The organism is Corynebacterium sp. HMSC055A01, from assembly GCF_001809405.1.
Classification (GTDB): domain Bacteria; phylum Actinomycetota; class Actinomycetes; order Mycobacteriales; family Mycobacteriaceae; genus Corynebacterium; species Corynebacterium hesseae.
This window is the reverse complement of the sequence record NZ_KV797581.1, coordinates 80138-104555: the sequence shown is the minus strand read 5'-3', so window position 1 is coordinate 104555 and position 24418 is coordinate 80138. Positions and strand designations below refer to the sequence as shown.

The window sequence follows — 24418 nt, the reverse complement described above, 5'->3', positions numbered from 1 at the left end:
CACCAGCCCCTCCGCTGGTTTAAGAATCATCCGAGTCGAGGCCGTCGATGAAATCCTCTAGCTCATCGCCAAAGCCCAGCTCGCCGGCGATGCGCAGGAGCATGTCAGAAGGCCAGTCCTCATCGTTATCGATGATGTAGCCCAACTGGTTCTCATCGAGGCCGAGGTCAGCGAAGATATCGAAATCGCCGTCACCGTAGGGGTCGGCGTCCTCCCACTCGTCCTCGTCCAAATCCGGGATATCGATATCGCGCAAGTCCAGGAAATCCGCGGCGAAGTCGTCTTCGGAGGCGTAGGTGGCGTCGGAAAGCAGCATGCGCACATCCCCCGGAACCGGGCGCACGACGACGAAATAATCATCTTCCACGCACAGCAGCGCGAATGCCGCCCCCTCGGAACGCAGGTTGCGCACCGCTTTGATGGAGGTGTTGACGTCGGTGAAGTCATCCTTGAAAGGGCGAATCACCCAGCCGCCTTCGGCACTGGCGACGGTGATGGCAAAGGACAGATCGTCGTGGCTCATACCTCGTCAGATTAGTCGGGTTGTGCCACAATTGTCACCGTGAGTTCTCAAGATGTTCAACGCCCCGTCTGCATTATCGGCCTCGGTCTCATTGGAGGTTCCCTCCTGCGTGACCTAGCTGCTGCACGCCATTCCGTGTACGGCTACAACCACTCCACCTCTGGTGCCCGAACGGCCATTAAGCAGGGCTACGACGTCACCGATGATCTGCCGGCCATCCTGCACCGGGCCGAGGAAGACAACGCGCTTATCGTCGTCGCGGTGCCCATGGATGCGGTTGCCTCGGTCCTCGATTCCATTCAGGAACACGCCCCGAGCTGCGGTTTGACGGACGTGGTCTCGGTCAAGACCGAGGTGCGCCAGCTCATTGTGCAGCGCAACATGGAGTCGCGCTATGTGGGCGGCCACCCCATGGCCGGGACCTCCAAGTCCGGCTGGGAGAACTCCCACACCGGGCTGTTCAACCGCGCTGCCTGGGTTATCACCTATGACTATGCCGCCGAGTGCGAGGCGCGCGGCGAGCGCATCCCCGCCGAGTGGGAGAACATTTTTGCGGACGTGGTCCGCATGACCCAGATGGTTCACGCGGAGGCGGTTCCGGTGCGCGTGGCTAACCACGATGCCGCGGTCGCCCGCATTTCGCACCTGCCACACGTGTTGGCGGAAACCCTCGCGGTGGTCGGCGATAATGGCGGCATCCTGGCGCAGTCCTTGGCGGCTGGCTCCTTCAAGGACGGCACGCGCGTGGCGGGTACTCGCCCGGACCTGGTGCGCCAGATGTGCGAGACCAACTCGACTGCGCTGGTCCAGGCCCTCGACGAGGCCCTTGAGTTGCTGCAGGATGCGCGCGAATCGCTGGCCTCGGATGAGCCTTCCATCGCCGCGCTTGCCGACGCTGGCTTCCGCGCCCGCACCCGCATCGAAGCCCGCTCCGGGGCTCGCAAGGAATCGGTCTCCCCGGTGAAGATCTCCTCCCGCCCGGTCTTGCGCATGCACCCGGGTGCGCCGAACTGGGTGGCGCAGCTGCGCCAGACGGAGTCTTTGGGCGGGCGCATCGAGATTTTCTAACCCGTTGGCGAGCTTCCAGCCCTGACCTTCTGCCCTTAATCGGTAGTTTCCCAACGGGTTCCCCTCACCCGGTTCCAGTCAAAAGGTTTGTTTGCCCCCAAACGAACCTTCTACCTGGCTAAAGATGGTTTACCTGCCCCCAGAGGAACCTTTTGACTGGAGACTTCTGAGTGAAGCCTTTTGTAGGAGTGCTGGCCAGTGGGCAGCAGCAGTCAGCAAAAGGCATCTTGCAAACGGCATCTGTCAGAAGGCGTCTGTCAAGAGGCGTTTTCTCGCCTGAAAACGCCTTTTAGATCCTGCAGGTGGCGTTTTTGGCCCCAAAGATGCCTTCTAGCGGATGCCTTTTGTGGGGCGCCATTTGTCGACGGTTTGTGGGGTGCCATCTAGCGACCGACCGTGGAGGAGCGTGCGCGGCGGCGTCGGGCGGCGTAGTGCGGTGGCGTGGGGTGGGACGCTTAGTCGCGGAAGGTGTCGTCGCGGCGCTTGCGGGCTAGAGACTCGTCGCGAGTCATGCCAAGCAACGGGTAGCCCGCCAGGCCCACCGCGAGGCCCACCGGCAAGAGCCAGAGCATACCGGAGGCCAGCCACAACACCACCCCGAGAATGACACCAGCGATCAGACACGGAACGAGTTTCTCCTTCATGGAGATTCAGCCTAGCCGCACCATGGCTCTGGGCATATCAGGCGCAAAGTCCAGCAGTTATTTTAGCGTGTGCCCTTGCGGCGAAGAACGCGTGAGGCGATGGCGACAACCACCAGTCCTGCCACCCCAAAGATGCCGGCGCGCATGGCATAGGGCTCGCTGACCTGCATGGTTTTCGGAGGTTTCGGGGAGTTATCGGCATTCAACACACCATCAGTGTCGCGGCCACTGGTGACGTCCTCAATCCAGTCGCGGACCTCAACCACGGATGTAATCGCCGCGGTTGGGGAAGGCAGATCCGGATCCGCATTAGACGTTCCGGCCGTAGCTACGCCCACGAGGCGGCCGTTGACGAAGAACGGCCCGCCCGAGTCGCCGCCCTGCATGCCTTCGCCATTGAGGGACTTCACGTCCATGATGGCAGCCGCAATCATCGGGCCTACTCCCCCAAGCTCACCGGCGGGAATGCTTTCCGCGCCGTCAGGTCCAACGGCAATATCTGGCATGTCGCCGCCCTTCATCACCTGGGGCGCATCGGACGAACCAGGGGCGGGAGCGACCATTCCACCGGGGGCAGGCACTGCCATGTCACCAGGAGCCATAGCCCCGGAATCTCCTGGCGCCACCGGCGTCATCTTCTCGCCGGATTCATCTGGGCTTGCCGGCGGGGTGCCGCCGGAGAGCAGTTCGCCCACTTCCATCTCGGCTATCGGTAGCTGGCCTTTGCGGGCCATGCGGGAGCTACTACTCCAGCCGTAGAAGTGCCCTTTCTCGCCGGCGGTGGGGACCGCATCCGCGAGCTTGGCGGGCTTAACGCCCTTGACGGGCTCGGTCAGGTGCATGAGGCCGGCGTCGATAGTCGGCGAAACAGCCCAGGAGTCCACGTCATAGACGCGGGTGTCCTTGCCCTGGCCAAAGCGGGCCTGCGAGCCCTCGTTGTTGACGGACTCCAAGCAGTGGCGGGCGGTCAGCACCCACTGCTCAGCCACCAGCGTGCCGGTGCAATCGCCGAAGTTTCCGATTTTGCCCATGCGCAACGCAGCCACGGCGGCGCTTTCCTCCGAGTGAGGTGCGGGCTGGGCGAATTCCAAGGCCATGGCCGGCGCAGCGCCTAGCCCCACGACCAGAGAGCTGGCCACGACAGCAGTTATCTTTCGTGCCACCATTACGCGGCCACCTCCTTGATTGCCCAAGCCACGGCCCTCTCGGCCGGGCCCTTTCCACAGAACTTCTTCCACAGCGCGCTCAACAGTAGGAACGCGAGCACAAAGCCCACTGCCGCCATGGTGTTGTGTAGGGAGACGTGTGCTTGCCAGTAGCGAGCGGTGAGAATGTGCAGGATATAGATGGTCAACGACATCGAGCCCAATGCCGCGAAGGGGAAGGTCAAGCGCGGCAGGTGACGGCCAATGATCAGGCACAGGTGCAGCACCACCGCGGTGACCGCCACGGAGAGAAGGATTTCACCAAGCACACCCGTATGCCCGGTAAAGCGCAGCCAGCCGGCGATATCCGGGTTAAAGCGCTGCCACAGGCCGATGCCAGTAACGACGACGGCCACCGCGGTCGTGACGATCTGGGTGCGGGTGGGGCGGGTGAGGTAGACGTCGTAAAGCAGCATGCCCGCCACCATGTACGCCAGGAATGCCACGAGGGGGTAGACCTGTGGGAGTGTGTACGGCGCGTAGAGCACCGTGGCGCCCGCAGTAGCCAGCGCGAAGAGCAGGACCTTCCAGCCGGTGGCCAGCGGCGGCACCCAGGCGGTGAGAGCCATGGCCGCGCCCATGACCACGAGCACCACCTGAATCTCACCGCCGACGGGCAGCAAGGCCAGACCAATGAGCATGATGAGGCAGCCGCGAGCCACCAGCTTCATGAACACCCGCAGCGAGTAGTCACGGGCGAGGATCATCATCGTGGCACCTGCAATGATGGCGAACCCCGCCGCCGGCAATCCGGAGAGCACCACTTTGACACCCCACACCAGGTTGGCCATGTGCAGGATGATCATCCCGATGATGGCCAAGGAACGTGCAATATCGAGACCCACTATTCGGGCATGCGCTGACACCTATTCATCTCCTTGCAGTCAAAAACGTTTAAAGACCGACCAGTGGCTCTGGCCGGTCTTTTTATTTGTGTTCGTTTTCAGCCCTGCGTTTCACCCAGCGCTGCGTGATATGCATCTCAGCGAATGAGCGTGATGGCTTGGTCCCCGTTCACAAGGTAGATGCGCTGCGGCGTTACGGAGGCAGCAGGATCCACCTTCACCATTACTGGGCTCGCAAGAAGTTTCATGATGGCCCCGTCCGATTGTGGGCCAAAGCAGACGTGATCCGATATCAAATCCCACGTGATATCTATCTGACCAGCCTCATTGCTTTCAAAGTGGAAACCGGCGATATCGCAGGAGAACTCCATGACCTGATCCCTAAAGTTCACATAAAAAGATTCCGGCTGTTCCGCGGACTTCCACTCAGAATTCTCCACGAACTCCATCTGCTGTGCATTAACGGTAACTAAGCCCGAGGGCACGCTAGTAACGATGTTTCGTTGTGAGGATCCAGCTTCCGCTATACCTGAGCTCCCTGGCAGATCCGAGGAGCCAGCCAAAGACAACAGAGAGGAAAAGAAAAGCAAGATAGCGGAGAGAATCGCTTGAATCATGGGCACCATTATATCCCCCGCTGGCGGGCCCACCGTGCGATCCTCCAGTACTTACTTGCCCAAGTCCTCCAGGATGCGCTTAGCCAGATCAGCCGAAGACTGCGGGTTCTGGCCAGTGTAGAGGTTGCCGTCCACAACGACGTGGGAGCTCCAGTCTTCCGCTGCCTTGTCATACTTGACGCCCGCGTTCACAAGCTCACTCTCCAGGAGCCACTTCGCATTCTCCGCAAGCCCAGTGGATTCTTCCTCGGTGTTGGAGAAGCCAGTCACGTTCTTGCCGGCAAAGGCGTTGGTGCCATCGTCGTTCTTCGCTGCCAGAAGTGCGGCCGGTGCATGGCACAGCAGAGCGAGGGGCGTGCCGGCGGCGAGGCGCTGCTTCAACAGCGCACCAGAGGCGGCGTCGCCGGCCAAGTCCTCCATGGGGCCGTGGCCACCTGGGTAAAAGACCACGTCATAGTCTTCCTCGTTGACATCCGCCAAGGCCTTTGGATTATCGAGCTCATCCTTGATGGACTCAAGGTAGGAACGAATTTCCTGAAGTTCCTCGGGCTCACCGGCCCCTTCACCAAGGCTCATTTCATCCAGCGTCGGCGCTACCGCGTTGGGGGTAGCGATGGTGATGTCCCAGCCGGCCTCGCTAAACAGGCGGTGCGGAACGGCAAGTTCCTCAGCCCAGTACCCAGTCGGGTGAACGGAACCGTCCTTCTGTGTCCAGCCATCTGCCGCACTGACGACGAACAATACGCTAGTCATTTTTAATCTCCTTCACATCACGGTTTCGGTTAGGCGCCCCACTATGTCAGAAAACTCGGATCTGTGCCGTTAGTGCGGTGGCGGGACTGCAAGAGAAGGGGCCTGCTGACGGCGAGCAGTAATACACTGCCGCCAATCATTCACCGTCGCGTAGCGCCCGAACTCTTTATTCAATGCCTGCGACATCTCGGCTAAGTCCCGATTAATCTGCGGCAGGTCTGACTCATCGTTAACCTCGATGGCAAGACACGGGGACGCGGGCACTTTGCCTCGTCACAGTAGTCATTCTGGTCTATCTCCTCATGCGGATTGGGAACCCCCACACAAACCATCAGACACTCTCCTCTTCCGCTTTCTTGGCGAGCAGATCTGGTTTCTTGTTCTTTAGTCAGCATTTCCTCTTCCTTGCTTCCGATGCCAGGCGCGCCTAGGCGGCCGCGATTCCGACGTTGATACGGGTGCTGTTTGCCGCCTGCATGACTTGGACGAATGTCGGGAGACTTGGTGTCCGCTTTTCGGAGTCCTTGCACCGCCCGGAGTGAGATCCCTAGGTTTCGGGCTAGAGCTTCGCCACTTCCTAGCTGCTGTTCTTCTCGATTTTTGTCGAGAACTTCAGGACGGATTCGGTACTTCATTTCTCGGTTCACCTCCTTGCGCATTTTGATTTGCGTAGCGCACCTTGGGTTTCGTAACCCGGATTGCGCAAGCTCAATCACAAAGAAGTTCCGTTTTAGCTGGAAAGTACGGGGCTGCGCAACTCGCGCAATGTTGCCATATTGCGCATAATGGGCCACATGGAAGCGCACAAAGCATGGTTCTCACGACTCACTAGAGAGGCCTCCGGACGGCAGGCCGCAATAAAGGCCGGCATTAGCATCTCGACCCTTAACCGGCAGCTCGCAAAGGATGAGATTTCGGCGGATTACGTGATCGCACTCGCTCGTGCGTATGGCGCTTCTGTAACTGCGGCGCTTGTAGCTACCGGCTATCTGCGTCCGCATGAAACTTCATACCAATCTCTAACCGATGTGGCCGAAGTCCTAAGCGATCAAGCACTCATTCGCGAGCTGGCCCGACGTATCGACTCGGATCCGTCGGCTTGGTTCGGAACCTTTGCAGAGCTCACAGAGGACGGACCAGATGTCCAGGCCGAGGTTTACGATTTGGACGACCAAGGCAGAAATGACCGGATCAATGCCGACCTGGAGCCAGTGGCTGCCCAGGAGGCTACGGATCCTCTTGAGGAAAATCAGCCCTAGCGAAAGGAGGAAAGTATGCCTACCCCAGATCAAATAGCGCTCTACACCACTGATGATGGAAAAGCCCAGGTAAGACTTCAGCTCAAAGAAAACACTGCATGGCTTAATACTGCTCAAATGGCAGAACTCTTTGACGTCGGTGCACCGGCAGTCAACCATCACATTCGCGAAATTCTCCGCGATGGAGAACTGGACCAAGCTACATGTAAAAAACTTTTACAACAGCCAGGTCAGGACAGGTCTACGAACCACTACAACCTCGACATGATCCTCGCAGTGGGATACCGCGTCCGAGGACCACGCGGCACCCAATTTCGAAAGTGGGCGACCGAGGTTCTCCGCGAATATCTCATCAAGGGTTTCGCACTTGACGACCAACGGCTCAAGAATGACGGTGCCGACACGCACTTCGATGAACTACTCGAGCGAATCCGTGAGATTCGCGCATCGGAACGACAGTTCTTCCGCAAGATTTGTGACGTCATTTCCGAGACAAGTGCTGACTACGAAGAGCGTAGGAGCTTCGATGATGTCCGTAATTTCTTCGCCAACCTGCAAAACCGACTGCACTACGCAATCCACGGCTCCACGGCTGCAGAACTCATCTACGAGCGTGCAGACCACATGAAACCAAACGCCGGTTTGACCAATTGGCAGGGAGAGCGACCACATGCAGCCGATGTCATCATCGCCAAGAACTACCTCAATGACGCCGAGCTACGTCGGTTAAACCGTCTCACAACGATGTACCTGGACTACGCCGAAGATCAATCAGAAATGGGCAAGACCCTCCTGCTCAAAGACTGGGAGCGAAAGACGGCGCAATGGCTGGAGTTCAACGAACGTGAGCTGCTTCAGGGGTTCGGAAAGCGAAACAAGAAGCAAGCCGACTCCAAGGCCAAGGCCGAGTGGAAGGCCTACCTTCAACGTCTCGACCAAGAAGCAAATGAAATCGATATGCGCCAGCTTGAAAGCGAAGTCAAAGCCCTGCAACAACGACACCACCACAAGCCTGAATGACAACCACCCATTTCCCTAAAAGGAGCCCACCATGTTCCCTATCAAGGAGCGCTTACACCTCCTGGTTGCGTAGGTAGGGTCCGGAAAGCTCGACATGAGGTTCAACGCCTGTTGCCACCGCTCCACGAACACAGTCATCGTCCGCACGGGCCTCGACCCTGCCACGCGGGCATGCGCCATCACCGCCGAACTAGGCGTCACGCCGCGGCTCCTGACCATCTAGATGCAGCTCTGGGAGTCCGGCAGGATTCTTGCTTATGGGCGCACTAGCCGCATGATCCTCTAACCACTCTCAACTCCCAATGAACCACCCATGAAAAAGCTATTCCCTGTCCTGACCGCGGCCACTCTCCTCGTTGCCGGCTGCTCCATCTCCGGCGACACCCCGGCCACCTCGACGAGCGCGACGAGCTCCACAACGAGCACGTCGACATCGACAAGCTCGAGCAGCACCACCGCAACATCGACCAGCATGGCCACCTCGACCACCGAGGAACCCACCGCGGAGGCCGCAGCCCCCACCACCGCGCAATCCGAGGAACCCTACGTCGTCCAGTGCCTCGAGGGCACACCCGGCCCGGCACTCTGGCCAGACGGAACCACCGCCTACTCCGATTGGTGCTGGCAGCAGATGGGTGGCGCTGCCAGCGCTTCCGCCGAGGGAGCTGCCGGATTAACTGGTAGCGCGCCAATCGGCGGCAGCTACGCGGGCTATGACACCGAAGTCGAGATGTGCGCAGCACACCCCGAATATCCGGCCTGCAACGGCGGCGTCGATCTCCCCATGACCTACACGCCTACCTACAACCCCAACAGCGGCGATGGCTACGGCCCCAGCCAGCAATTGCCACCCCTGTGCGTCCGGTTCCCCTCCGAATACGGACCCTGCTAACCAACAACGCGACACGCCGCAAATCCACACGAAATGTCCCTTAAGGGCTTAAGCCAGATACCAGGTCGGATGTTTGCAATCCGTTTGCAGGGTGTTTGCACCGCGTTTGCACCCACTTCGGTTTACCTGGGATTACTCGGGTCTACTTTTAGGCGACTAAAACGCGAAGAAACCCCCAGGCTATCCGGTGTTTATGCCGTTTAACCTGGGGTTTTAGGTGGTGCGCCCGGAGGGATTCGAACCCCCAACCTTCTGATCCGTAGTCAGATGCTCTATCCGTTGAGCTACGGGCGCAGTCCGTTGGTTTGCAGTGCTTGACGCCGGAGCGTGTGCGCTCTGCTGTGCAACGAGGAATAACTATACCCACACTCCAGAGAACTAACAAATCCCGATGTCAATGCATGTTTTCGCCCCAGGGAATGGGCATAGCAATTCACCCCGTGTTCACCTTAATGACGAGCTAGACAAGGGCGGCGACTTCGGCGTCGGAAAGCACGGCGTCATTGAAAGCCTGCAGGGTGGACTCGTGATCGAAGTCGATTCCGATGAGCACCAACTCCGTGCCGGGAGTAACCCCGTTGGCCGCCCACAATGACGCCGGCATAATCTGCAGGTTGGGCCCTGCTTGCTGCCAGGCATGAGCCACGCGCAGGTCGGTGTCAATCCAGCAATAACCTTTCGAACGCACCAGGCCGGTGCTGCCCCTCAACGCAGCCAGCAGGCGTTTACGATTGAAAGGCCGATCGGAGCGGAAGACCACGGAGGAAATGCCGTATTCCTCAGTTTCCGGCGTGTGCGGGTTAGCCAGTTCCTCGGCGTAGCCGTGGTAGGCCGCGGCGGTTGCGGTGTCATAAAGATGGGCGTCAAGGACCAGCGCAGGGTCGATAACCCCGTTGGTTACGGGCACGACGCGAGCGCGGGGGTTCATGGCGCGCACGGTGGCGATGACGCGTTCGGTTTCGGCGGCCTCCACCAGGTCCGTCTTCGTCACGAGAATGAGATCGGCGAATTCGACCTGGTCCACAAGCAGGTCGGCGATGGTGCGGTCGTCATCAGGCGTGGCCTCGATATTCTCAGAGACCAAGCTGCGGCCACGGCGTAATTGAGAAAGGAACGTGGAGGCATCCACGAGGGAGACCATGGTGTCGATGGGGGCAACGTCGGCAAGCGTGGCGCCGTCTTCAAACTTCCACTCAAAGGTGGCGGCGACGGGCATGGGCTCGGAAATACCGGTGGATTCGATGACGATTTGATCGAAACGGCCGGAACGGGCCAGCTTGCCGACGGACTCAATAAGATCCTCGCGCAATGTACAGCAAATGCAGCCGTTGGAGAGCTCAACGAAGCGGTCTTCGCCGCGTTCAAGATGACCCTCGCCAGCGACGAGGGCGGCATCGATATTGACCTCGGAGAAGTCGTTGACAATGACTGCCAGCTTGCGCCCCTCGCGATTAGCCAGCAGGTGGTTGAGAAGGGTGGTTTTTCCGCTGCCTAAAAAGCCGGACAGCACGGTAACGGGTGTAGCCATCCCGTAATGATAACGTTTTTCATCAAGGGATGGCTACGCCAGCTAGACCGCGAGGCCGAAAATAGGCACCGCCAGCAGGTAAACGGTCAGGGTAATGAGGAAGATGCCGATGATATTGAGACCCAGACCGCCCTTAATCATTTCACCAATCTTGACGTAGCCAGAGCCGTACGCAATGGCGTTCGGCGGGGTAGCCACGGGCAACATGAATGCACACGTTGCCGCGAGTGCCACCGGGATGGTGAGGAGGAGGACGTTGACGTCACCGTCAGCGGTCAGACCAACGCCCACCGCGACGCCGCCCATGATCGGAATGAAGGTCGCGGCAGTTGCGGTGTTAGAAGTGATTTCCGTAAGGAAGAGCACCAGCGCAGCCACGGCAGCCACGATGAGCACGACCGGCAGGACGCTAAGCCCCTTAGCCATCTCACCAATCCATAGGGACAGGCCAGACTGATTGAACATTGCCGAAAGCGATAGGCCACCACCAAACAAGAGAAGCACGTCCCACGGCATCTCGTTCGCCGTCTCCCAGTCTAGGAGGCGGATACGGCGCTCGTTGTCCGCCGGCAAGATGAAAAGCAGAATACCGGCTGCAATACCTACGATGGCGTCATCGTAGTTGTCGAATTCCTTAAGCACGAGCGGCAGGGCCACCCAGGAAGCGGCGGCGAGCAGGAAGATAATACCCGTCATGATTTGGGGGCGGGTCCACGGGCCGAGGGCCTCAATTTCCTCATCAATAAGCTCGCGCCCACCCGGAATCTCCTTCATCTCCGGCTGAAAGATGGTGATGAGCAGGAACCACGCGATGAGCAGGAAAATGGCGGCCAGCGGCACACCTACAGCCATCCAGCGACCAAAGCCGAGGGTCACACCCCAGGTATCCGCCATATACGCATTGAGGAAGGCATTCGGCGGGGTGCCGATGAGCGTGCCCAGCGAGCCAATGGACGCCGAGTACGCGATACCAAGCATGAGAGCAGTGGCAAACTTCTTCTGCTTATCCCAACCACCAACGGTCTCCGCAGTCAGCGCTAGCACTGACGTACCAATCGGCAGCATAACCACGGCGGTTGCAGTGTTAGAGACCCACATGGACAAGAATCCAGTAGCCACCATAAAGCCCAAAATGAGACGCTTGGGCGAGGTACCAATCAGCTTCACCACGTAAAGTGCAAGGCGGCGGTGAAGGTTCCAGCGCTGAAGCGCAAGGGCAATAAGGAAGCCCCCCATGAACAGGAAGATAGTGGCGGAGGCATACGGTGCACCGACTTCCTTAATGGCACCCACACCAGCTAGCGGGAAGATAACCAACGGCAACAGTGCCGTAGCGGCCAACGGAATGGCCTCCGTCATCCACCACACGCCCATCAGAATGGTCACCGCGGCTACAGCACGCAATGCACCCTGGGTGTATTCGGCGTCATCCTTGGCGCCGGGGGATTCCAATACCGTGTCGACAGCGTTGCTGGGGAAGATGAACCACACGAGTATGGCCAATGCGAGACCGACAATGAGGCCAATGGCCATGCGGCGCCAGTCTTTGCGGTCGACACCGCGATCGTCCTCGCCCTCCGTGTGCGCGGTTGAGACGTGAGTTTGCGGGGTAGTCATCTGCCCCCTCCTTTTCCTGGTTAACCAGCCCCCATTCAGCCGAGAGAGTTATCGGGATCACCGAATGGGCCTACACGTTCAGGCTATCGAGACCACAGACAACCAACAAACACTTTCGTCTCATTACCCCCACTAAAGAACCAAATTCACCCCTGTTTGCAAAACTTTTTGCAGATTAGCTGCAAAGAATTCTCACCAATGTGTGGGCAACCCCTTTAAGATTCGCGTTGAGCACCGCTACCAGATAGCGGCGAAGGCAACTGCCCCGAGGAGCATCGTCCCCAGCGCAACGGCGGCAAGCGCCGGAGCTCCGGGCAGGGCAGGTGATTCGGTCCGAGCCAGGATCTCGTCAACATGGCGGAGCTTAGCGGTGGCCAGCCACAACACAACGGCCACCACTACCCCGACAATCAGGGCGGCCCATGGCGCAATGGAACGCACGACAAGCAAACCCGCAACAAGGCCCGCGAGCCCCGTGCGCTGCCAGGCCAGGCGGGTGCGCTCGGGTTGGAGGCCAGGATCAAAAAGCTCGCTCACGCTAGCAGCTCGCCCACCAGAATCATCAGGCCGATGATGATCACCACACCAACAATCAACGCCAACGCCGGGCTGGCCGGGAGCGGACGCCCATGGCGCATCGCTCGTTCCGAAGCACCCCAGTGAAACCATGCCACCGCCGGCAGGACGATGGCCACGATCAGCATGATGACGGAGACGACGCGAGTCAGCGTCGTGTTCAACGGCAGCTCGAAGGTCTCCAGGGCCACACCACCGGCAATAAAGGCCAGCGACGTGCGGATCCAGGCCAAGAACGTGCGCTCATTGGCCATGCTGAAGCGCGGGTCGGGTTCCTCCCCTGTTCCATACACCGAGCCCGGGAAACGTGCCTTCGTCATAGGCGCTACTGTAGCGTCCGACGCTTCATTCCACAGCGCGCAGCACCCCAAGCGCCGCGCTTAAGACTGCGAGAAGGCCTCCAGATCCGCGGGGCTACCGGCGACGACGATGAGGTCGCGGTGGGTGAGCTCGGTGCCGTCGACAAGCGGGCGCCACTGGCCAGGCCCCTCACAGCGGGAGATGAGCTGAACGTTGTGTGCTTCCCACACCTGGTGCAGGTTGAGCGGGTGCTTGCTTATCGACGCCGGCGGGGTCATCGCCGTCACGCCATAATCAGTGGCGATCTCCGCAAAATCCTCGAAGCGACCACCCAGCAGGTGCGCCACGCGGCGACCAGTATCGCGCTCTGGGCGGATAACGTGGTGCACTCCCAGTTGGCGCAGGATACGGGCGTGCGCATCCGAATCCGCCTTGGCCCAGATATCGCCTACCCCCAGTTCCACCAAGTTCGAGGCGGTGAGGATGGAATCCTCCAAGTCGGAGCCGATGGCCACGACCACGCGTTCCACTTCATCAACGCCCAGCTGGCGGAGGGCCTCGGCGTCGGTCGTATCCGCGGTCACCGCCTCGGTGAGATACGCGGCATATTCGCGCACGTGTTTCTCCTCGGCATCGATGCCAAGAACCTCCACGCCGTGCTCCATCAGTTCACGGGCTAGGGAAGAACCAAACCGACCCATGCCAATGACGACGACCGGCGGGATATTAATGGAAGACTTTTCACGCCGCAGGGCGCTGAACATGTTAGCCAATGAACGGCCTTTCTTCTGGGTAGCGGTAGCGCAGGGTAATGGTCCGGGCGGCCAGTGCCGCCACGAAGGTGGTGGGTCCTACGCGGCCAACGTACATGATGAGACACAGCATGAGCTGCGATGGTGCTGACAAACTTGCGGTAATGCCCGTGGACAAGCCCACGGTGGCGAAGGCGGACATCACCTCAAAGGTGACCTGGTCCGCGGTGAACTCGGGGTCCCAGATGCGCAGCGTCGCCACGCCGAGGGCCACGACTACCATTCCGGCGGCCGTGAGCGCGAGGGCTTGGCGGAAGGTGGACAGCGGCAGACGCCGGTGCCCGATGGAGGTGTCCTCCCGGCCCAAGAATTCCGAGATCATCGCGGCGCCCAGAACGCATGTGGTGGTGACCTTGATGCCGCCCGCCGTACCGGCGGAGCCGCCGCCGATGAACATCAAGATGTCCGTCACCATCAGCGTCAACGGGTGCGCCTCACCGTAATCGATGGCGTTAAAACCTGCCGTTCGGGGCGAAGCGCTCATGAAGAAGGCGTTGATGAGCTTCTGGCCCAGCGGCATCCCGTTCAGCACACCGGAGCCCTCGGAGAGGAAGAAGATCACGGTGCCACCCAGCAACAAGAACGCGGTGGCGCCCAGCGTCATCCGGGCGGTCATGGACATGCGGTGAATGCGGGGCGTGCCACCGCGCCAGCGCGTTAGCCGTGCGCGGGCCCGTCGCACGAACTCCGCCAGCATGGGATAACCCAAGCCACCGATGATCAGGGCGAAGGCAAGGGGAAGGAGGATCCAGCCATCAGCAGCGAAGGAGATAACGCTGTCTGAATAGGTACTAAACCCTGCATTATTGAAGGCCGAAACGGCATGAAACACTCCTTCCCACGCTGCACGCCCAGGTGCTACACCATGCTCGGTGGCTAGGCGCACGCCGATGAACACAGCGACGATGGCCTCGCAGATCAGGGTCATAACCACGGTAAGCAAGAGCGCGCGGCGAATGCCGCCGGAGGCCACGGCGCGGCCTTCCGCAGCCATGGTCCGGCGGGCTTTGAAGCTGATACGGCCGGTCAACAGCATGCCCGACAGCGACGCCAAACTCATGATGCCCAGCCCTCCCAGCTGGATGAGCGCGATGATGACCGCTTGGCCGAAGGAGGTCCAGTAGGTGCCGGTGTCCTCCACCACCAGACCCGTCAAAGAGACCGCCGAGGTCGCCGTAAAAAGCGCTGGCAGGAACGGGGTCCACTGCGGAACATTGGCGGAAATCGGCAGCATCAGCAGCAGCGTTCCCACGAGGATGAGCAAGATAAAGCCCACGGCGGTGAGCCGAGCCGGGCCCAGGAAATGACCGCGTTTCACAGCGCTTCACACTACGCTTCGCGCCCTCTTAAATCACCCCCATTCCCTGTGAATTTGCCGGCAATTTTATAGTTATATCTTTTGTAATAACTGCCCGAAAGGTAGTTTCCCATTAGACAATCGAACGACAGGTATTAGGAACGAATCGGCCTTTTACCCGGATATGAAAGCGAGGCCACCATGGATCATAAAGCGACCACGCACACGGCGGACGGCGCTGAAGCTGCCAAACCAAGAATCGAATGGCCAACCATCAAGGCTATTCTCGCCGCATCCAGCGGCAACCTTGTGGAATGGTTTGATTTTTATATCTACGCCTTCTTCAGCGTCTATTTTGCAGACCAGTTCTTCAGCGGCACTGGTGAAACCGGTGCGCTCATGAAGTCTGCGGGCGTCTTCTTTGTCGGGTTCCTCATGCGCCCTATCGGCGGTTACGTCTTCGGGCGCATCGCCGACCGCTATGGCCGCAAGCGCTCAATGCTGATCGCCATCATCATGATGTGCGCCGGCTCCCTCCTCTTTGCGGCCTTGCCCACCGCGGCGACCGTTGGCGCCTGGGCTCCAGTGCTGATGCTCATCGTGCGCTGCATCCAGGGACTCTCCGTGGGTGGTGAGTACGGAGCAACGGCCACCTACATGTCTGAGATTGCTTCCTCAGGACGCCGCGGCTTCTACTCCTCCTTCCAATACGTCACGCTCATCGGCGGGCAATTGCTGGCCAGCCTCCTCGCCGTCATCATGACCTCCACGCTGGGAGAAGAAGCAATCACAAATGGGTGGTGGCGCCTGCCTTTCGTAATCGGTGCACTCGCCGCTGTGGTAAGCCTCTGGCTACGAAACGGTCTTGAAGAAACGACGTCGAGCACCGAGCGCAGTGAGGAGGGAGCCGGAACACTTCGCCAACTCATGCAGCACCCGCGCTCGTTCTGGGTCGTCCTTGGTATTACCGCAATCGGCTCACTGACCTTCTACACCTACACCACATACATGCAGAAGTTCCTCATCAATACGGGTGGTTTTGCCAAAGGCGACGTTGCCCGGACGATGACAGTATGCCTCTTCGTCTTTATGATCCTGCAGCCGCTGACAGGCTTGCTTTCTGACAAGATCGGCCGCAAGAACACCATCCTCATTTTCGGTGTGGCATCCACGGTCGGCACCATCCCCGCCTTCATGCTCCTGGAAGCCCAATCCACTCTGATCGGCGCCGGGGCAGTCATCATTCTCATCTTCGTCTTCGAAAGCGGCTACACCTCGATTTCCGGAATTCTCAAGGCCGAGATGTTCCCCACCTACATCCGCGGCCTCGGCGTGGGATTCACCTATGCCGTGGGCAACTCGCTTTTCGGCGGTTCGGCCGAATACGTAGCTCTGGGTCTAAAGAACGCCGGCCACGCCAACGCCTTCCCCATTTATGTCACTGTCATGGCGGCGCTGGGTGTGGTTGCCATGCTCTTCCTACATGACAGCCGCACTCACTCCACAATCGACAACCCCGAAGGCAGCGCCTACGCCAAGAAATAGGCGCTACATCAGCTTGGTCTTGTCCAAGGTCTCCACCCAGCCGTTGGTGAATTTCTCCAACGGCTTGTGGAAGACCACGCCCAGAATCAGCATCGGTACGGCAAAGAGCAAGAGCGCGAACAGGGAGAGCCAGTAATCACCGTGGTAAGTTCCGGCAATGGCCGCGCGGAAGGCGCGGATGGTGTAGGTCGCCGGCAGCCACGGGCTAATGTTCTGGAACCAGTCCGGGAGCACCTGCAAGGGGTAGGCACCGCCCGACGACGATACTTGGACCACCAGCATGAGCACCGCTAGAGCCTTGCCCGCGTTGGCGAAGGACACCACGAAGGTGTAGCAAATCAGCATAAAGATGAGCGAGCTAACCCAGCCCGCCAACAGCATGAGAATCGGGTGCGCGGGCTCAATGCCCACGAAGAAGATGAGGCCCAGAATCAGCATCGTCGACTGCACGAGGCCAACCGCGGCAAACATTCCGAAGCGGCCGAAGAAGCGCTGCATCGGCGAATATGTATCCTTATCCACCACATCCGTGCGCACGCTCACCGCAGTCAGCAGCGCACCCACCCACAGCGCCAGCGCCGTGTACATCGGCGTCATGCCGGCGCCGAAGCTCTTAACCGGGTAGACCGCTTGCCTGTCGACGTCCACCGGCGCCGCAATCGCACGCGCCAAGGCATCCGGATCGGAACCAATGAGGTCCGCCAACTTCTTCAGGTCACCAGATGCCGCAGCGGAGTCGATATCCTTCCGCAGGTCGCCGAACTTGTTGGCCTTATCCTGCAGGCCAGAGGCGAGCTTCTGTACCGCATCCCGAGCATCCGTCAGGGAAGAGGAATCAATGGTGACGGGAGTCTTCGCGGTATCCAGATCCGCGCTCACCTGGCCCAGGGAATCCTGCAGCGCGCGCAGGGATTCACGCAGACCGGAGGTGGAGATTCCCTCCACTGCCTTCTTGGCATCATCGAGGCTGGAGAGATCCGGCTTCGTGGGTTCGGGAGCGTTCGCGGCCGCCGTGAGGCGCGCGTGGAGAGTGCGCTGAGCGTCGATGGCCTCCTCGATACGGCTGAGCGCCTTCTCCTTATCCCCGGCAGGAAGCGGCAGGGCCTCGATGTGTCCGTGCAGGTTCTGATACCGAGCGATGGTGCCTTCTACCTGGCCGGCCAAGGTGTTGAGCGTGGCGACGCGGTCGGCGCGGGAGGCGGAGGCGTCGTCGTAAAGCGCATCAATGCGTTGGCGTACCACGTCATAACTGGCGCTGGTGGCATCGAGGGATTGCTGCAGGGCGTCGGTGGAAACATTGAGTGAGGAAGACTGGATCTCCGGCAGCTCCAGGTCTGCCGAGTCCGCAATGCGCTGGGCGCTTTCCATGAGCGGAACCGCGGTATCCACCAGGCCCGCGAGGGAACGCGCGGTACGCGCGGCCATGTCCAGCTGGGTCTGCACACCATCCGCGCGCGCCTGCATCCGGTCCAACACAGCCTTGGTATCGCCCTGGCTCAAGAAGTCGGAGAGTGAGGTGACCAGATCGAAGGAGACGTCACCGACCGTCGTGGTGAAGGCCTCGGCCACCTGAGCCGACACGCCTTCTGCACCCTGACCAGTGATCTTCGGCGCCAGCGCATTCTTCTTCTCATTCGTATAGAAGGACAAGTCGGCGGGCTTGGATCCATCCGTGTAGAAGTTCATCATGTCGGTACTGAAATCTTCCGGCAGCACGATGGCTGCGTAATACTCACCGGACTTGGTACCTTCAATCGCCTCATCGGAAGTCGTCACAACCCAATCCAGCTGCTCGTTTGCACGTAGCTCATTGAGCACCTGGTCGCCGACGTTGATGGGCACCGGCAACAGATCGCTTTTATAGCCGGTGTCCTTGCTAGCCACCGCCACCTTGAGCTGGCTGGTGTTATCGAAGGGATCCCAGCTGGCCAGAACGTTAAACCAGGTGAACAGCATCGGGATGACGACGAGACCCACGAGCATCACCGCGCTCATCACGTTGCGGCATGCGGTGCGGATATCGTTGAGGAAAAGATCGAGTGTTCCACGCATTAGTTATCCCCCTCCGTGGACTCCGCGCCGATGCTGGACGGATGAATAAGGTCATCTTCATCCAACGTCACGAGCTCCGCGGACTGTTTCAAGCTGATGCGCAGGTACTCCAGGGTGACCGCGGCGACAATAATAAGGAAGCACCACGCCGTCCAAATGCCCAAGAGCAACGGCTTCTGGTCGGGCAAGAGGCCCGAGACAACAATGAGGATGACCACGCCGATAACGCCCGCGATGGCCACCATCTTGAGCCAATAGCCCCAGTTATGAGCGCGGCGGTCCAAATCCCTCTTGAGGCCACTGCGGCTATCCAGCGCCTGGATGACGTCCGCGATGCGGTAGCCGGAGCCCACAACCTGCACGTTTTCATAGTCAAAGAGCTCAGTGTCCCGCAGCTCGCGGTTGAAGATGACATTGAAGTGCGCCAACGCCTTACGCAGCAGCAGGCCGAAGACGAAGAACAGAATGAACATGAAGGCGAGCACGGCCATGTTCTTGAAATAGTGGTTCCCATAGAACCCACCGATGGTTTCGCGCATGGCATCGATGCCGTACGTGAATGGCAGTAGTGGGTAGATGGTGTGGAAGAAGTTGGGCAAAAGCTCAATCGGGTACAGGCCCGAAGCACCCGGAATCTGGATAATGACAAAGACCACGCAGAGGCCACGCCCCAGGTGTCCCAGGGATGAGGACAGTGCGTAAATAATGCTCAAGTAGGCCAGTCCCACGAGTATGCCTGTCAGGACGAAAGCCGGCGCATTCACGGTCTGCACGCCAATGAGCAGGTCACCGACGGTCACCGTGATGGCCTGGACGATGACCATCAGGGCCATGAGGAGGAAGCGGCCCAAGTAGGCCTGGCCCACCGTGATGCGGTCGAAGCCCTCCTTATCGACCTCAACCCGGAAGATCACCATGAGGACGAAGGCACCAATCCACAGAGAGAGGTTAGTAAACAGCGCCGCCATGGCGGAGCCGTAGCTGTCCACCGGGTACACGGTTTCGGTCTTCAGCTCGATGGGCTCCGCAAAGAATTTACCGATTTCTTCCGCGTCCAGCCCGGTGACATTTTGAACGACTTTGGAGTTCATCGCGGCACGCAGCGAACCCACATCGCCCTGCATAGCGCGCAGGCTGTCCTGCAGGGCCAGGAGGTTGGTATCGAAATCGGACAAGGTGTCCTTCGTGGCGCGCAGCTGCTGGGCCACGCCGTCCAGGAGACCATTGGCCTCCTGCATGGTTCCCTTCTGAGCTTCCAGGGTGGAGCTCAAAGCACTCGCCATGGAGCTCAGATTGCTCATGGCACGGTTGATTTCGGGCACAGCGGTGGTCACGGTATCGCGCAGCGTTTGCGAGGTGGCCTTGGTATCTGCCGCCGCCTGGTTGATGGCCTCCGCACTTGCCTGCACGTTGTCCGCTGCGGCCTGGGTATCCTTGCTCAGCGCATTCAGGTTCCCCACCAGCTGGCGGTTGGATTCATTGCCCTCATCGAGGCGCTGGATGGCGTCATCGATCTCCTTGGCCACCTGCGGTGAAAGCGTTGCGGAATCGCGCAACGCCTTAAGCTGCGCAATCGATTCCGCACTCGCGTCAATAGCAGTGTTCGCCCGTTGCGTGGCGTAATCGAAACGGTCACCGGCCTGGTTCAGGCCAGCTGTGACATCCGCAATGGATTCCTGCGCCTGTGCGGTGCCGTCTGCCACCGCACTTGCGCCACTGACGAAGGCACCGGTGGTCTGGTCGGTGAAGTCACCGATGCCCCCTTGGGCCTGCTCGACTAGGGAGGAGACCTCGGCGAGGGCTGTTTGGGCGTCGCCCAGCGCAGCACTCACATCAGCCACCGTGGACTTGGCGCCCAACGTGGAATCAGCAGCGGCGTCAAGCTTTCCCTGGATCCGCGCGAGGTTCTCACGGTTACCGTCAATCTCCTGCGCGGTCTCCCCGAACGCGGAGCTGGTGTTGTTCATCGCCCGCGTGACTTTTCGCTCGAAGTCAGTACCGGTGTCCTTGACGTTCTCCGCCGCGACGGTGGCCACCTGCTCCTTGAAGGCCGCCGTGATCTGCTTGTCCAGACCTTTGGCACCGGTATCCGTGATCTTCACGGCGATGGCGTTGTTCTTCTCGTTGACGCGGTAAACCAGCTGCGGCTGCGTGAACTTCCCGTCGAGCATGCTCACGAGGTTCTCGCTAAAGTCCTCCGGAATCGTCACCGAGGCATACACGTCTCCCTCTAAAAGGGCTTTCTCGGCTTCGTCGCGCTCAAGGAATTGCCAGCCTATCTGGTCATTCTTTTTGAGTTTCTCAATGACCTCGCTGCCGACATCTATCTTCCCCGTCAGCTCATTGTTAGCACCCTTATCCTCGTTGACCACGGCCACCTTGATGTTGTTGGTATGGCCATAAGGGTCACGAAAAGCCGCGATGTTCACCCATGAATACAACGCGGGGGTGATGACGAGCCCGATGAGAATGATCCACGCCCTGGGGACGCGGCCAAGCCTGGCTACATCTCTGATAAAAATCTTCCAACTTTGGCGCACTGAAGGCAGTGTACCCGTTGCACCTCCCTGTCTCTAACCAGCCAAAATACATAAAGTAATTTAAATAATTAACAAATAAGCTTTAACATGGTTTGCCGGATCAAACCCCTGGCTTGAACATATGGCGATGAAAACTAGACTTCAAGTAGTTGAACTTTTGGTATGGAGATGCCTATGCGTAAGACCTTAATCAGCCTCACCGGCCCCGCCTTCGTTGCTGCAGTGGCTTACGTCGACCCCGGCAACGTAGCCGCCAACATCAGCGCCGGCTCCCACTACGGCTACCTCCTGGTGTGGGTACTCGTCGTGGCCAACCTCATGGCCATGTTCATCCAGTACCACTCCGCCAAACTGGGCCTAGTCACCCACCGCTCCCTGCCGGAAATCATGGGCGAGCGTCTCTCCCGCCGCGCGCGCCTAGGCATGTGGGCCCAGGCCGAGCTCATCGCCGCGGCCACCGACCTCGCCGAAGTCATCGGCGGCGCCATTGCCCTGCAACTCCTCTTCAACCTCCCCCTGTTCGCGGGCGCGCTCATCATCGGCGCGGTCTCCATCATTCTCCTCATCTTCCAGAAGAAGAACCAGTGGTTCGAGGGGCTTGTCATCGGCCTGCTCCTGGTCATCTGCATCGGCTTCCTTGCCGGCCTCGCCATCGCCCCGCCCGACCCCGCCGACGTGGCCGGCGGCCTCATCCCCCGCCTAGAGGGCAAGGACAGCATCCTGCTGGCCGCCTCCATGTTGGGCGCCACCGTCATGCCGCACGCCATTTACCTACACTCCTCCCTGACCAAGCAGCGCTACCCCGACCTGGAAATCCCCCACGTGCTGGCCGGCACCCGCGCGGACATCGCCGTGGCGCTGTCCATCGCCGGGCTCGTCAACGTGGGCCTGCTGATCCTGGCGGGCTCGGCCCTCTACGGCGTGGACGGCACAGAGACCATCTCCGGGGCCCACACGGCGATTGCCAGCCACCTCGGCCCGCTGGCCGGCGTTCTCTTCGCCATCGGCCTGCTGGCCAGCGGCCTCGCCTCGACGTCAGTGGGCGCCTACGCCGGCTCCGAAATCATGGACGGCCTGCTTCACATCAAGGTCCCCCTACTAGTCCGCCGCCTGGTCACGCTCATCCCGGCGCTGGTCATCATCGGCTGCGGGGTCGACCCCACTATGGCACTGGTGGTCAGCCAGGCACTTCTTTCCCTGGGCATCCCCTTCGCCATCATCCCGCTTTTCCGCTATGCCGGCTCCCGGGACGTCATGGGTGAGTTCGCCGCGAAACCCTGGTCTATGGCCGTGGGCTGGACGCTTGCCGCGCTGGTCATCGCACTCAATCTCGCCCTCGTGCTCCTGCCGCTGCTCTAGGCCGCCTACAATCAGCAGCCATGATTGAAGTAGCAGCCGTCGTCATCCGCAACCCACAAGGCCACGTGCTTACCGTGCGCAAGAAGTCCTCCACCAAGTACCAACTGCCCGGCGGCAAGCCCGAGGCGGGCGAGGCGCTTGTCGACGCCGCCCTGCGCGAAGTTGCCGAAGAAGTAGGCCTCACCCTCGACGCCGAGAGCCTCAACAAACTCGGCACCTTCGACGCTCCCGCCGCCAACGAACCGGGCGAGGTCGTCGTCGGCACCATCTTCACCTACACCCGCACCGTCACCACCGACGAACCCCACGCCGCCGCCGAAATCGGGGACACCGCCTGGGTCAACCCAGCAGCCCCCGACCGCGAGCTTGCACACCTGCTGCGCGACCGCGTCTTCCCCACGCTGGCCTAGCGCCAACTGTCAACACTTCGGCGTCATTGACCTCGAAACCATCAAGAGCTACCCTTTTGAACATGTTCACTGAACACGTTCACTCATCGCGCTCGGCCGCCAAAGCTGGCACCGTCAGCAAGGTCCTAGCCACCGCCTACGAACTCTTCCTCACTCAGGGCTACGCCACCACCAGCATCCGGACTATCGCATCCGAAGCTGGCGTTAGCGTGGGAACCGTCATGGGAGTCGGCGACAAACAAACGCTGCTCATCCGCACCATTGGCCAACACATTTCAGAACTCCACGATGACATCCGGGGACAATCCGATAGCCTTCTCGATGTCCTGAGACCTTTCCTCCAGATGTTTACCGGCCACGAAGAGCTCTCCCGCGCCTTTGGCGCAGCACTCATCCAACAAGGCAATCAAGGCGAAGCGCTCACCGCACTCAAAACGCTCCTGACCGATGAAATCACCCTGCGACTCGGCACCAGGCTCAGCAGCGCCGATGCGGCCGAGTACGCCGACCTGCTGTACAACGTCTACCTCGGCTTACTCATCGGCTGGGCCGCCGGAATCTACGACACCGAGCACCTCACATCCCAAGCCGCCTCATCGATCGAACGCCTCAACACCGCATTCGGAGTAACCCAATGATCCTAGAATCTTCCCCAGCCTGGCCCTCCCTTCTACTAGCAGCCATTCTGCTTGGCGACGCCGCCCTCTCCCTCAAACCAGTCCCCTTCATCGAAGCCTGCCTCAGCGGCGTCAAACTCCCCAAGGACTGGTGGTGGGCGCTCATTGTCATCAAGTGCCTCGCCGCCGTAGGACTCATTGCCGGCCTCTGGTTCCCCGGCGTAGGAATCACAGCCATGATTGGAGTCATCGCCTATTTCTGCGCGGCCGCAGCAGCCCATGTCCGCGCCCACTTCCTCGGTAGCGCATTCTGGATCAACTGCTTAGGCATGCTCGCATTCTCCATCGGAGTACCGATCCTGACGCTCGCACTGACTTAAGACACCAGTCAACCATTCACGGCTTCCAGAAGGAAGATGCATCATCGCACCTATTGATTGATGACTTGATGCTTTCTACCCTAAAGGTATGCACACCAGGATAAACCTCCCCTCCTTCGATTGCGGCGGACCAGCTCTAGTTGATCTCAGCGACAAAGAAGCCGTATGGGCGGTGCTCGATGATCATTCCTGATGTCAACATTCTCGTTTATACCTTCCACTCCGCAGCACCACAACATAAACCCGCTCAGCAGTGGTTAAGTGGTGCGCTGAATCGGCATGAAACAATTGGGCTCCTGGGCTTGCCCGCAAATGGTGGACACGTAGTGGAGCTACCTCATGGTTAGGCAGCTGTTTCTTCTTCGTTGGTGGTCTGGGTGATGTGGTGCTCGAAGTCGACGGGGCTGACCATCCCGAGTGCGGAGTGGCGCCGGCGGCGGTTGTAGACCACTTCAATCCAGCGGGCGACACCCGTGCGTGCAGCATCCCTGGTAGGCCAGCGTTGCCGGTCGTAAAATTCAGTCTTCAACGTCGACCAGAACGACTCGGCCATCGCGTT

24 protein-coding genes and 1 tRNA gene are annotated in these 24418 nt (G+C 59.9%); 9 read left to right on the top strand and 16 right to left on the bottom strand.

The features are described from left to right. Positions 1 to 19: 19 nt before the first annotated feature. The gene (locus tag HMPREF2604_RS06780) at positions 20 to 523 is read right to left on the bottom strand and encodes a tRNA adenosine deaminase-associated protein (protein ID WP_070524567.1); all 504 of its coding nucleotides are present in this window, start codon (positions 521 to 523) and stop codon (positions 20 to 22) included. Positions 524 to 562: 39 nt separating this feature from the next. Between HMPREF2604_RS06780 and HMPREF2604_RS06775 the strand changes: the two genes are divergently transcribed. Further along, complete coding sequence (locus tag HMPREF2604_RS06775; RefSeq protein WP_070564218.1) at positions 563 to 1591, top strand: prephenate dehydrogenase; 1029 nt, start codon at positions 563 to 565, stop codon at positions 1589 to 1591. Between the two features lie 455 nt (positions 1592 to 2046). Here HMPREF2604_RS06775 and HMPREF2604_RS06770 read toward each other — a convergent pair whose 3' ends face one another. From HMPREF2604_RS06770 to HMPREF2604_RS06750, 5 genes are all read right to left on the bottom strand, one after another. After that, a complete protein-coding gene (locus HMPREF2604_RS06770) occupies positions 2047 to 2235 on the bottom strand; it encodes a hypothetical protein (protein ID WP_070524570.1) in 189 nt (62 codons plus the stop codon). A gap of 62 nt (positions 2236 to 2297) precedes the next feature. Next, entirely contained in the window at positions 2298 to 3401 is a 1104-nt protein-coding gene (locus tag HMPREF2604_RS06765) for a trypsin-like serine protease (protein ID WP_070524572.1), read from the bottom strand. Then, on the bottom strand, positions 3401 to 4306 hold the full coding sequence (locus HMPREF2604_RS06760; RefSeq protein WP_070524574.1) for a DUF418 domain-containing protein: 906 nt from the start codon (positions 4304 to 4306) through the stop codon (positions 3401 to 3403). The genes HMPREF2604_RS06765 and HMPREF2604_RS06760 overlap by 1 nt, the downstream gene beginning before the upstream one ends. A 116-nt stretch (positions 4307 to 4422) precedes the next feature. Beyond that, positions 4423 to 4902 carry a hypothetical protein gene (locus tag HMPREF2604_RS06755; protein WP_070524631.1) on the bottom strand — a complete coding sequence of 160 codons (480 nt, stop codon included), beginning with the start codon at positions 4900 to 4902 and terminating at the stop codon, positions 4423 to 4425. Positions 4903 to 4953: 51 nt separating this feature from the next. Further along, positions 4954 to 5655: a type 1 glutamine amidotransferase domain-containing protein gene (locus HMPREF2604_RS06750; protein ID WP_070524576.1), complete on the bottom strand. Its 702-nt coding sequence runs from the start codon at positions 5653 to 5655 to the stop codon at positions 4954 to 4956. Positions 5656 to 6449: 794 nt separating this feature from the next. Here HMPREF2604_RS06750 and HMPREF2604_RS06745 point away from each other — a divergent pair. The 3 genes from HMPREF2604_RS06745 (at position 6450) to HMPREF2604_RS06725 (ending at position 8826) form a co-directional block, all read left to right on the top strand. After that, positions 6450 to 6914 (top strand): helix-turn-helix transcriptional regulator, encoded by a 465-nt coding sequence (locus HMPREF2604_RS06745; protein ID WP_070683149.1) that lies wholly within the window; start codon positions 6450 to 6452, stop codon positions 6912 to 6914. 15 nt (positions 6915 to 6929) lie between these two features. Continuing rightward, on the top strand, positions 6930 to 7934 hold the full coding sequence (gene rhuM / locus HMPREF2604_RS06740; protein WP_070524580.1) for a RhuM family protein: 1005 nt from the start codon (positions 6930 to 6932) through the stop codon (positions 7932 to 7934). A 313-nt stretch (positions 7935 to 8247) separates the two neighbouring features. Next, entirely contained in the window at positions 8248 to 8826 is a 579-nt protein-coding gene (locus HMPREF2604_RS06725; RefSeq protein WP_141746440.1) for a hypothetical protein, read from the top strand. 218 nt (positions 8827 to 9044) lie between these two features. Here the strand turns inward: HMPREF2604_RS06725 and HMPREF2604_RS06720 are convergent. From HMPREF2604_RS06720 to HMPREF2604_RS06690, 7 genes are all read right to left on the bottom strand, one after another. Continuing rightward, positions 9045 to 9120: transfer RNA gene (locus HMPREF2604_RS06720), tRNA-Arg, on the bottom strand. Between the two features lie 166 nt (positions 9121 to 9286). After that, a complete protein-coding gene (locus tag HMPREF2604_RS06715; RefSeq protein WP_070524588.1) occupies positions 9287 to 10354 on the bottom strand; it encodes a GTP-binding protein in 1068 nt (355 codons plus the stop codon). 42 nt (positions 10355 to 10396) lie between these two features. Then, positions 10397 to 11971 carry an SLC13 family permease gene (locus tag HMPREF2604_RS06710; RefSeq protein ID WP_070524590.1) on the bottom strand — a complete coding sequence of 525 codons (1575 nt, stop codon included), beginning with the start codon at positions 11969 to 11971 and terminating at the stop codon, positions 10397 to 10399. Between the two features lie 237 nt (positions 11972 to 12208). Then, positions 12209 to 12508, bottom strand: coding sequence for a DUF202 domain-containing protein (locus tag HMPREF2604_RS06705; RefSeq protein WP_070524591.1), 300 nt, complete (start codon positions 12506 to 12508; stop codon positions 12209 to 12211). Then, positions 12505 to 12867, bottom strand: coding sequence for a YidH family protein (locus HMPREF2604_RS06700; RefSeq protein WP_070524592.1), 363 nt, complete (start codon positions 12865 to 12867; stop codon positions 12505 to 12507). The genes HMPREF2604_RS06705 and HMPREF2604_RS06700 overlap by 4 nt, the downstream gene beginning before the upstream one ends. Before the next feature lie 60 nt (positions 12868 to 12927). Beyond that, positions 12928 to 13611 (bottom strand): potassium channel family protein, encoded by a 684-nt coding sequence (locus HMPREF2604_RS06695; RefSeq protein ID WP_070524594.1) that lies wholly within the window; start codon positions 13609 to 13611, stop codon positions 12928 to 12930. 1 nt (position 13612) lies between these two features. Next, entirely contained in the window at positions 13613 to 14977 is a 1365-nt protein-coding gene (locus tag HMPREF2604_RS06690) for a TrkH family potassium uptake protein (protein ID WP_070564212.1), read from the bottom strand. Positions 14978 to 15157: 180 nt separating this feature from the next. On the opposite strand from HMPREF2604_RS06690, the gene HMPREF2604_RS06685 reads away from it, so the two are divergent. Next, the gene (locus HMPREF2604_RS06685) at positions 15158 to 16501 is read left to right on the top strand and encodes an MFS transporter (protein ID WP_070533396.1); all 1344 of its coding nucleotides are present in this window, start codon (positions 15158 to 15160) and stop codon (positions 16499 to 16501) included. A gap of 3 nt (positions 16502 to 16504) precedes the next feature. Here the strand turns inward: HMPREF2604_RS06685 and HMPREF2604_RS06680 are convergent, their stop codons facing one another. Beyond that, positions 16505 to 18553, bottom strand: coding sequence for a YhgE/Pip domain-containing protein (locus HMPREF2604_RS06680; RefSeq protein WP_070564209.1), 2049 nt, complete (start codon positions 18551 to 18553; stop codon positions 16505 to 16507). Continuing rightward, entirely contained in the window at positions 18553 to 21093 is a 2541-nt protein-coding gene (locus HMPREF2604_RS06675) for a YhgE/Pip domain-containing protein (RefSeq protein WP_070564206.1), read from the bottom strand. Before HMPREF2604_RS06675 ends, HMPREF2604_RS06680 begins: the two co-directional genes overlap by 1 nt. Before the next feature lie 174 nt (positions 21094 to 21267). Between HMPREF2604_RS06675 and HMPREF2604_RS06670 the strand changes: the two genes are divergently transcribed. The 4 genes from HMPREF2604_RS06670 to HMPREF2604_RS06655 all read left to right on the top strand — a co-directional run bounded on the left by HMPREF2604_RS06670 (position 21268) and on the right by HMPREF2604_RS06655 (position 23859). Continuing rightward, entirely contained in the window at positions 21268 to 22452 is a 1185-nt protein-coding gene (locus HMPREF2604_RS06670) for an Nramp family divalent metal transporter (RefSeq protein WP_070564204.1), read from the top strand. Positions 22453 to 22472: 20 nt separating this feature from the next. Further along, on the top strand, positions 22473 to 22862 hold the full coding sequence (locus tag HMPREF2604_RS06665) for an NUDIX hydrolase (protein ID WP_070564201.1): 390 nt from the start codon (positions 22473 to 22475) through the stop codon (positions 22860 to 22862). A gap of 62 nt (positions 22863 to 22924) precedes the next feature. Further along, entirely contained in the window at positions 22925 to 23500 is a 576-nt protein-coding gene (locus HMPREF2604_RS06660; protein ID WP_005292598.1) for a TetR/AcrR family transcriptional regulator, read from the top strand. Then, a complete protein-coding gene (locus HMPREF2604_RS06655) occupies positions 23497 to 23859 on the top strand; it encodes a DoxX family protein (protein ID WP_049157746.1) in 363 nt (120 codons plus the stop codon). The genes HMPREF2604_RS06660 and HMPREF2604_RS06655 overlap by 4 nt, the downstream gene beginning before the upstream one ends. Before the next feature lie 343 nt (positions 23860 to 24202). On the opposite strand, the gene HMPREF2604_RS06650 is transcribed toward HMPREF2604_RS06655, so the two are convergent. Beyond that, the coding region (locus HMPREF2604_RS06650) for an integrase core domain-containing protein (protein WP_371440692.1) at positions 24203 to 24418 on the bottom strand (216 nt) is incomplete at its 5' end.

Coding starts and splice junctions, on each gene's coding strand:
- HMPREF2604_RS06655 (WP_049157746.1), top strand. CDS start 23,497: ATGATCCTAGAATCTTCCCCAGCCTGGCCCTCCCTTCTACTAGCAGCC.
- HMPREF2604_RS06685 (WP_070533396.1), top strand. CDS start 15,158: ATGGATCATAAAGCGACCACGCACACGGCGGACGGCGCTGAAGCTGCC.
- HMPREF2604_RS06765 (WP_070524572.1), bottom strand. CDS start 3,401: ATGGTGGCACGAAAGATAACTGCTGTCGTGGCCAGCTCTCTGGTCGTG.
- HMPREF2604_RS06770 (WP_070524570.1), bottom strand. CDS start 2,235: ATGAAGGAGAAACTCGTTCCGTGTCTGATCGCTGGTGTCATTCTCGGG.
- HMPREF2604_RS06725 (WP_141746440.1), top strand. CDS start 8,248: ATGAAAAAGCTATTCCCTGTCCTGACCGCGGCCACTCTCCTCGTTGCC.
- HMPREF2604_RS06695 (WP_070524594.1), bottom strand. CDS start 13,611: ATGTTCAGCGCCCTGCGGCGTGAAAAGTCTTCCATTAATATCCCGCCG.
- HMPREF2604_RS06700 (WP_070524592.1), bottom strand. CDS start 12,867: ATGACGAAGGCACGTTTCCCGGGCTCGGTGTATGGAACAGGGGAGGAA.
- HMPREF2604_RS06715 (WP_070524588.1), bottom strand. CDS start 10,354: ATGGCTACACCCGTTACCGTGCTGTCCGGCTTTTTAGGCAGCGGAAAA.
- HMPREF2604_RS06670 (WP_070564204.1), top strand. CDS start 21,268: ATGCGTAAGACCTTAATCAGCCTCACCGGCCCCGCCTTCGTTGCTGCA.
- HMPREF2604_RS06745 (WP_070683149.1), top strand. CDS start 6,450: ATGGAAGCGCACAAAGCATGGTTCTCACGACTCACTAGAGAGGCCTCC.
- HMPREF2604_RS06750 (WP_070524576.1), bottom strand. CDS start 5,655: ATGACTAGCGTATTGTTCGTCGTCAGTGCGGCAGATGGCTGGACACAG.
- HMPREF2604_RS06665 (WP_070564201.1), top strand. CDS start 22,473: ATGATTGAAGTAGCAGCCGTCGTCATCCGCAACCCACAAGGCCACGTG.
- HMPREF2604_RS06710 (WP_070524590.1), bottom strand. CDS start 11,971: ATGACTACCCCGCAAACTCACGTCTCAACCGCGCACACGGAGGGCGAG.
- HMPREF2604_RS06660 (WP_005292598.1), top strand. CDS start 22,925: ATGTTCACTGAACACGTTCACTCATCGCGCTCGGCCGCCAAAGCTGGC.
- HMPREF2604_RS06680 (WP_070564209.1), bottom strand. CDS start 18,553: ATGCGTGGAACACTCGATCTTTTCCTCAACGATATCCGCACCGCATGC.
- rhuM (WP_070524580.1), top strand. CDS start 6,930: ATGCCTACCCCAGATCAAATAGCGCTCTACACCACTGATGATGGAAAA.
- HMPREF2604_RS06780 (WP_070524567.1), bottom strand. CDS start 523: ATGAGCCACGACGATCTGTCCTTTGCCATCACCGTCGCCAGTGCCGAA.
- HMPREF2604_RS06755 (WP_070524631.1), bottom strand. CDS start 4,902: ATGATTCAAGCGATTCTCTCCGCTATCTTGCTTTTCTTTTCCTCTCTG.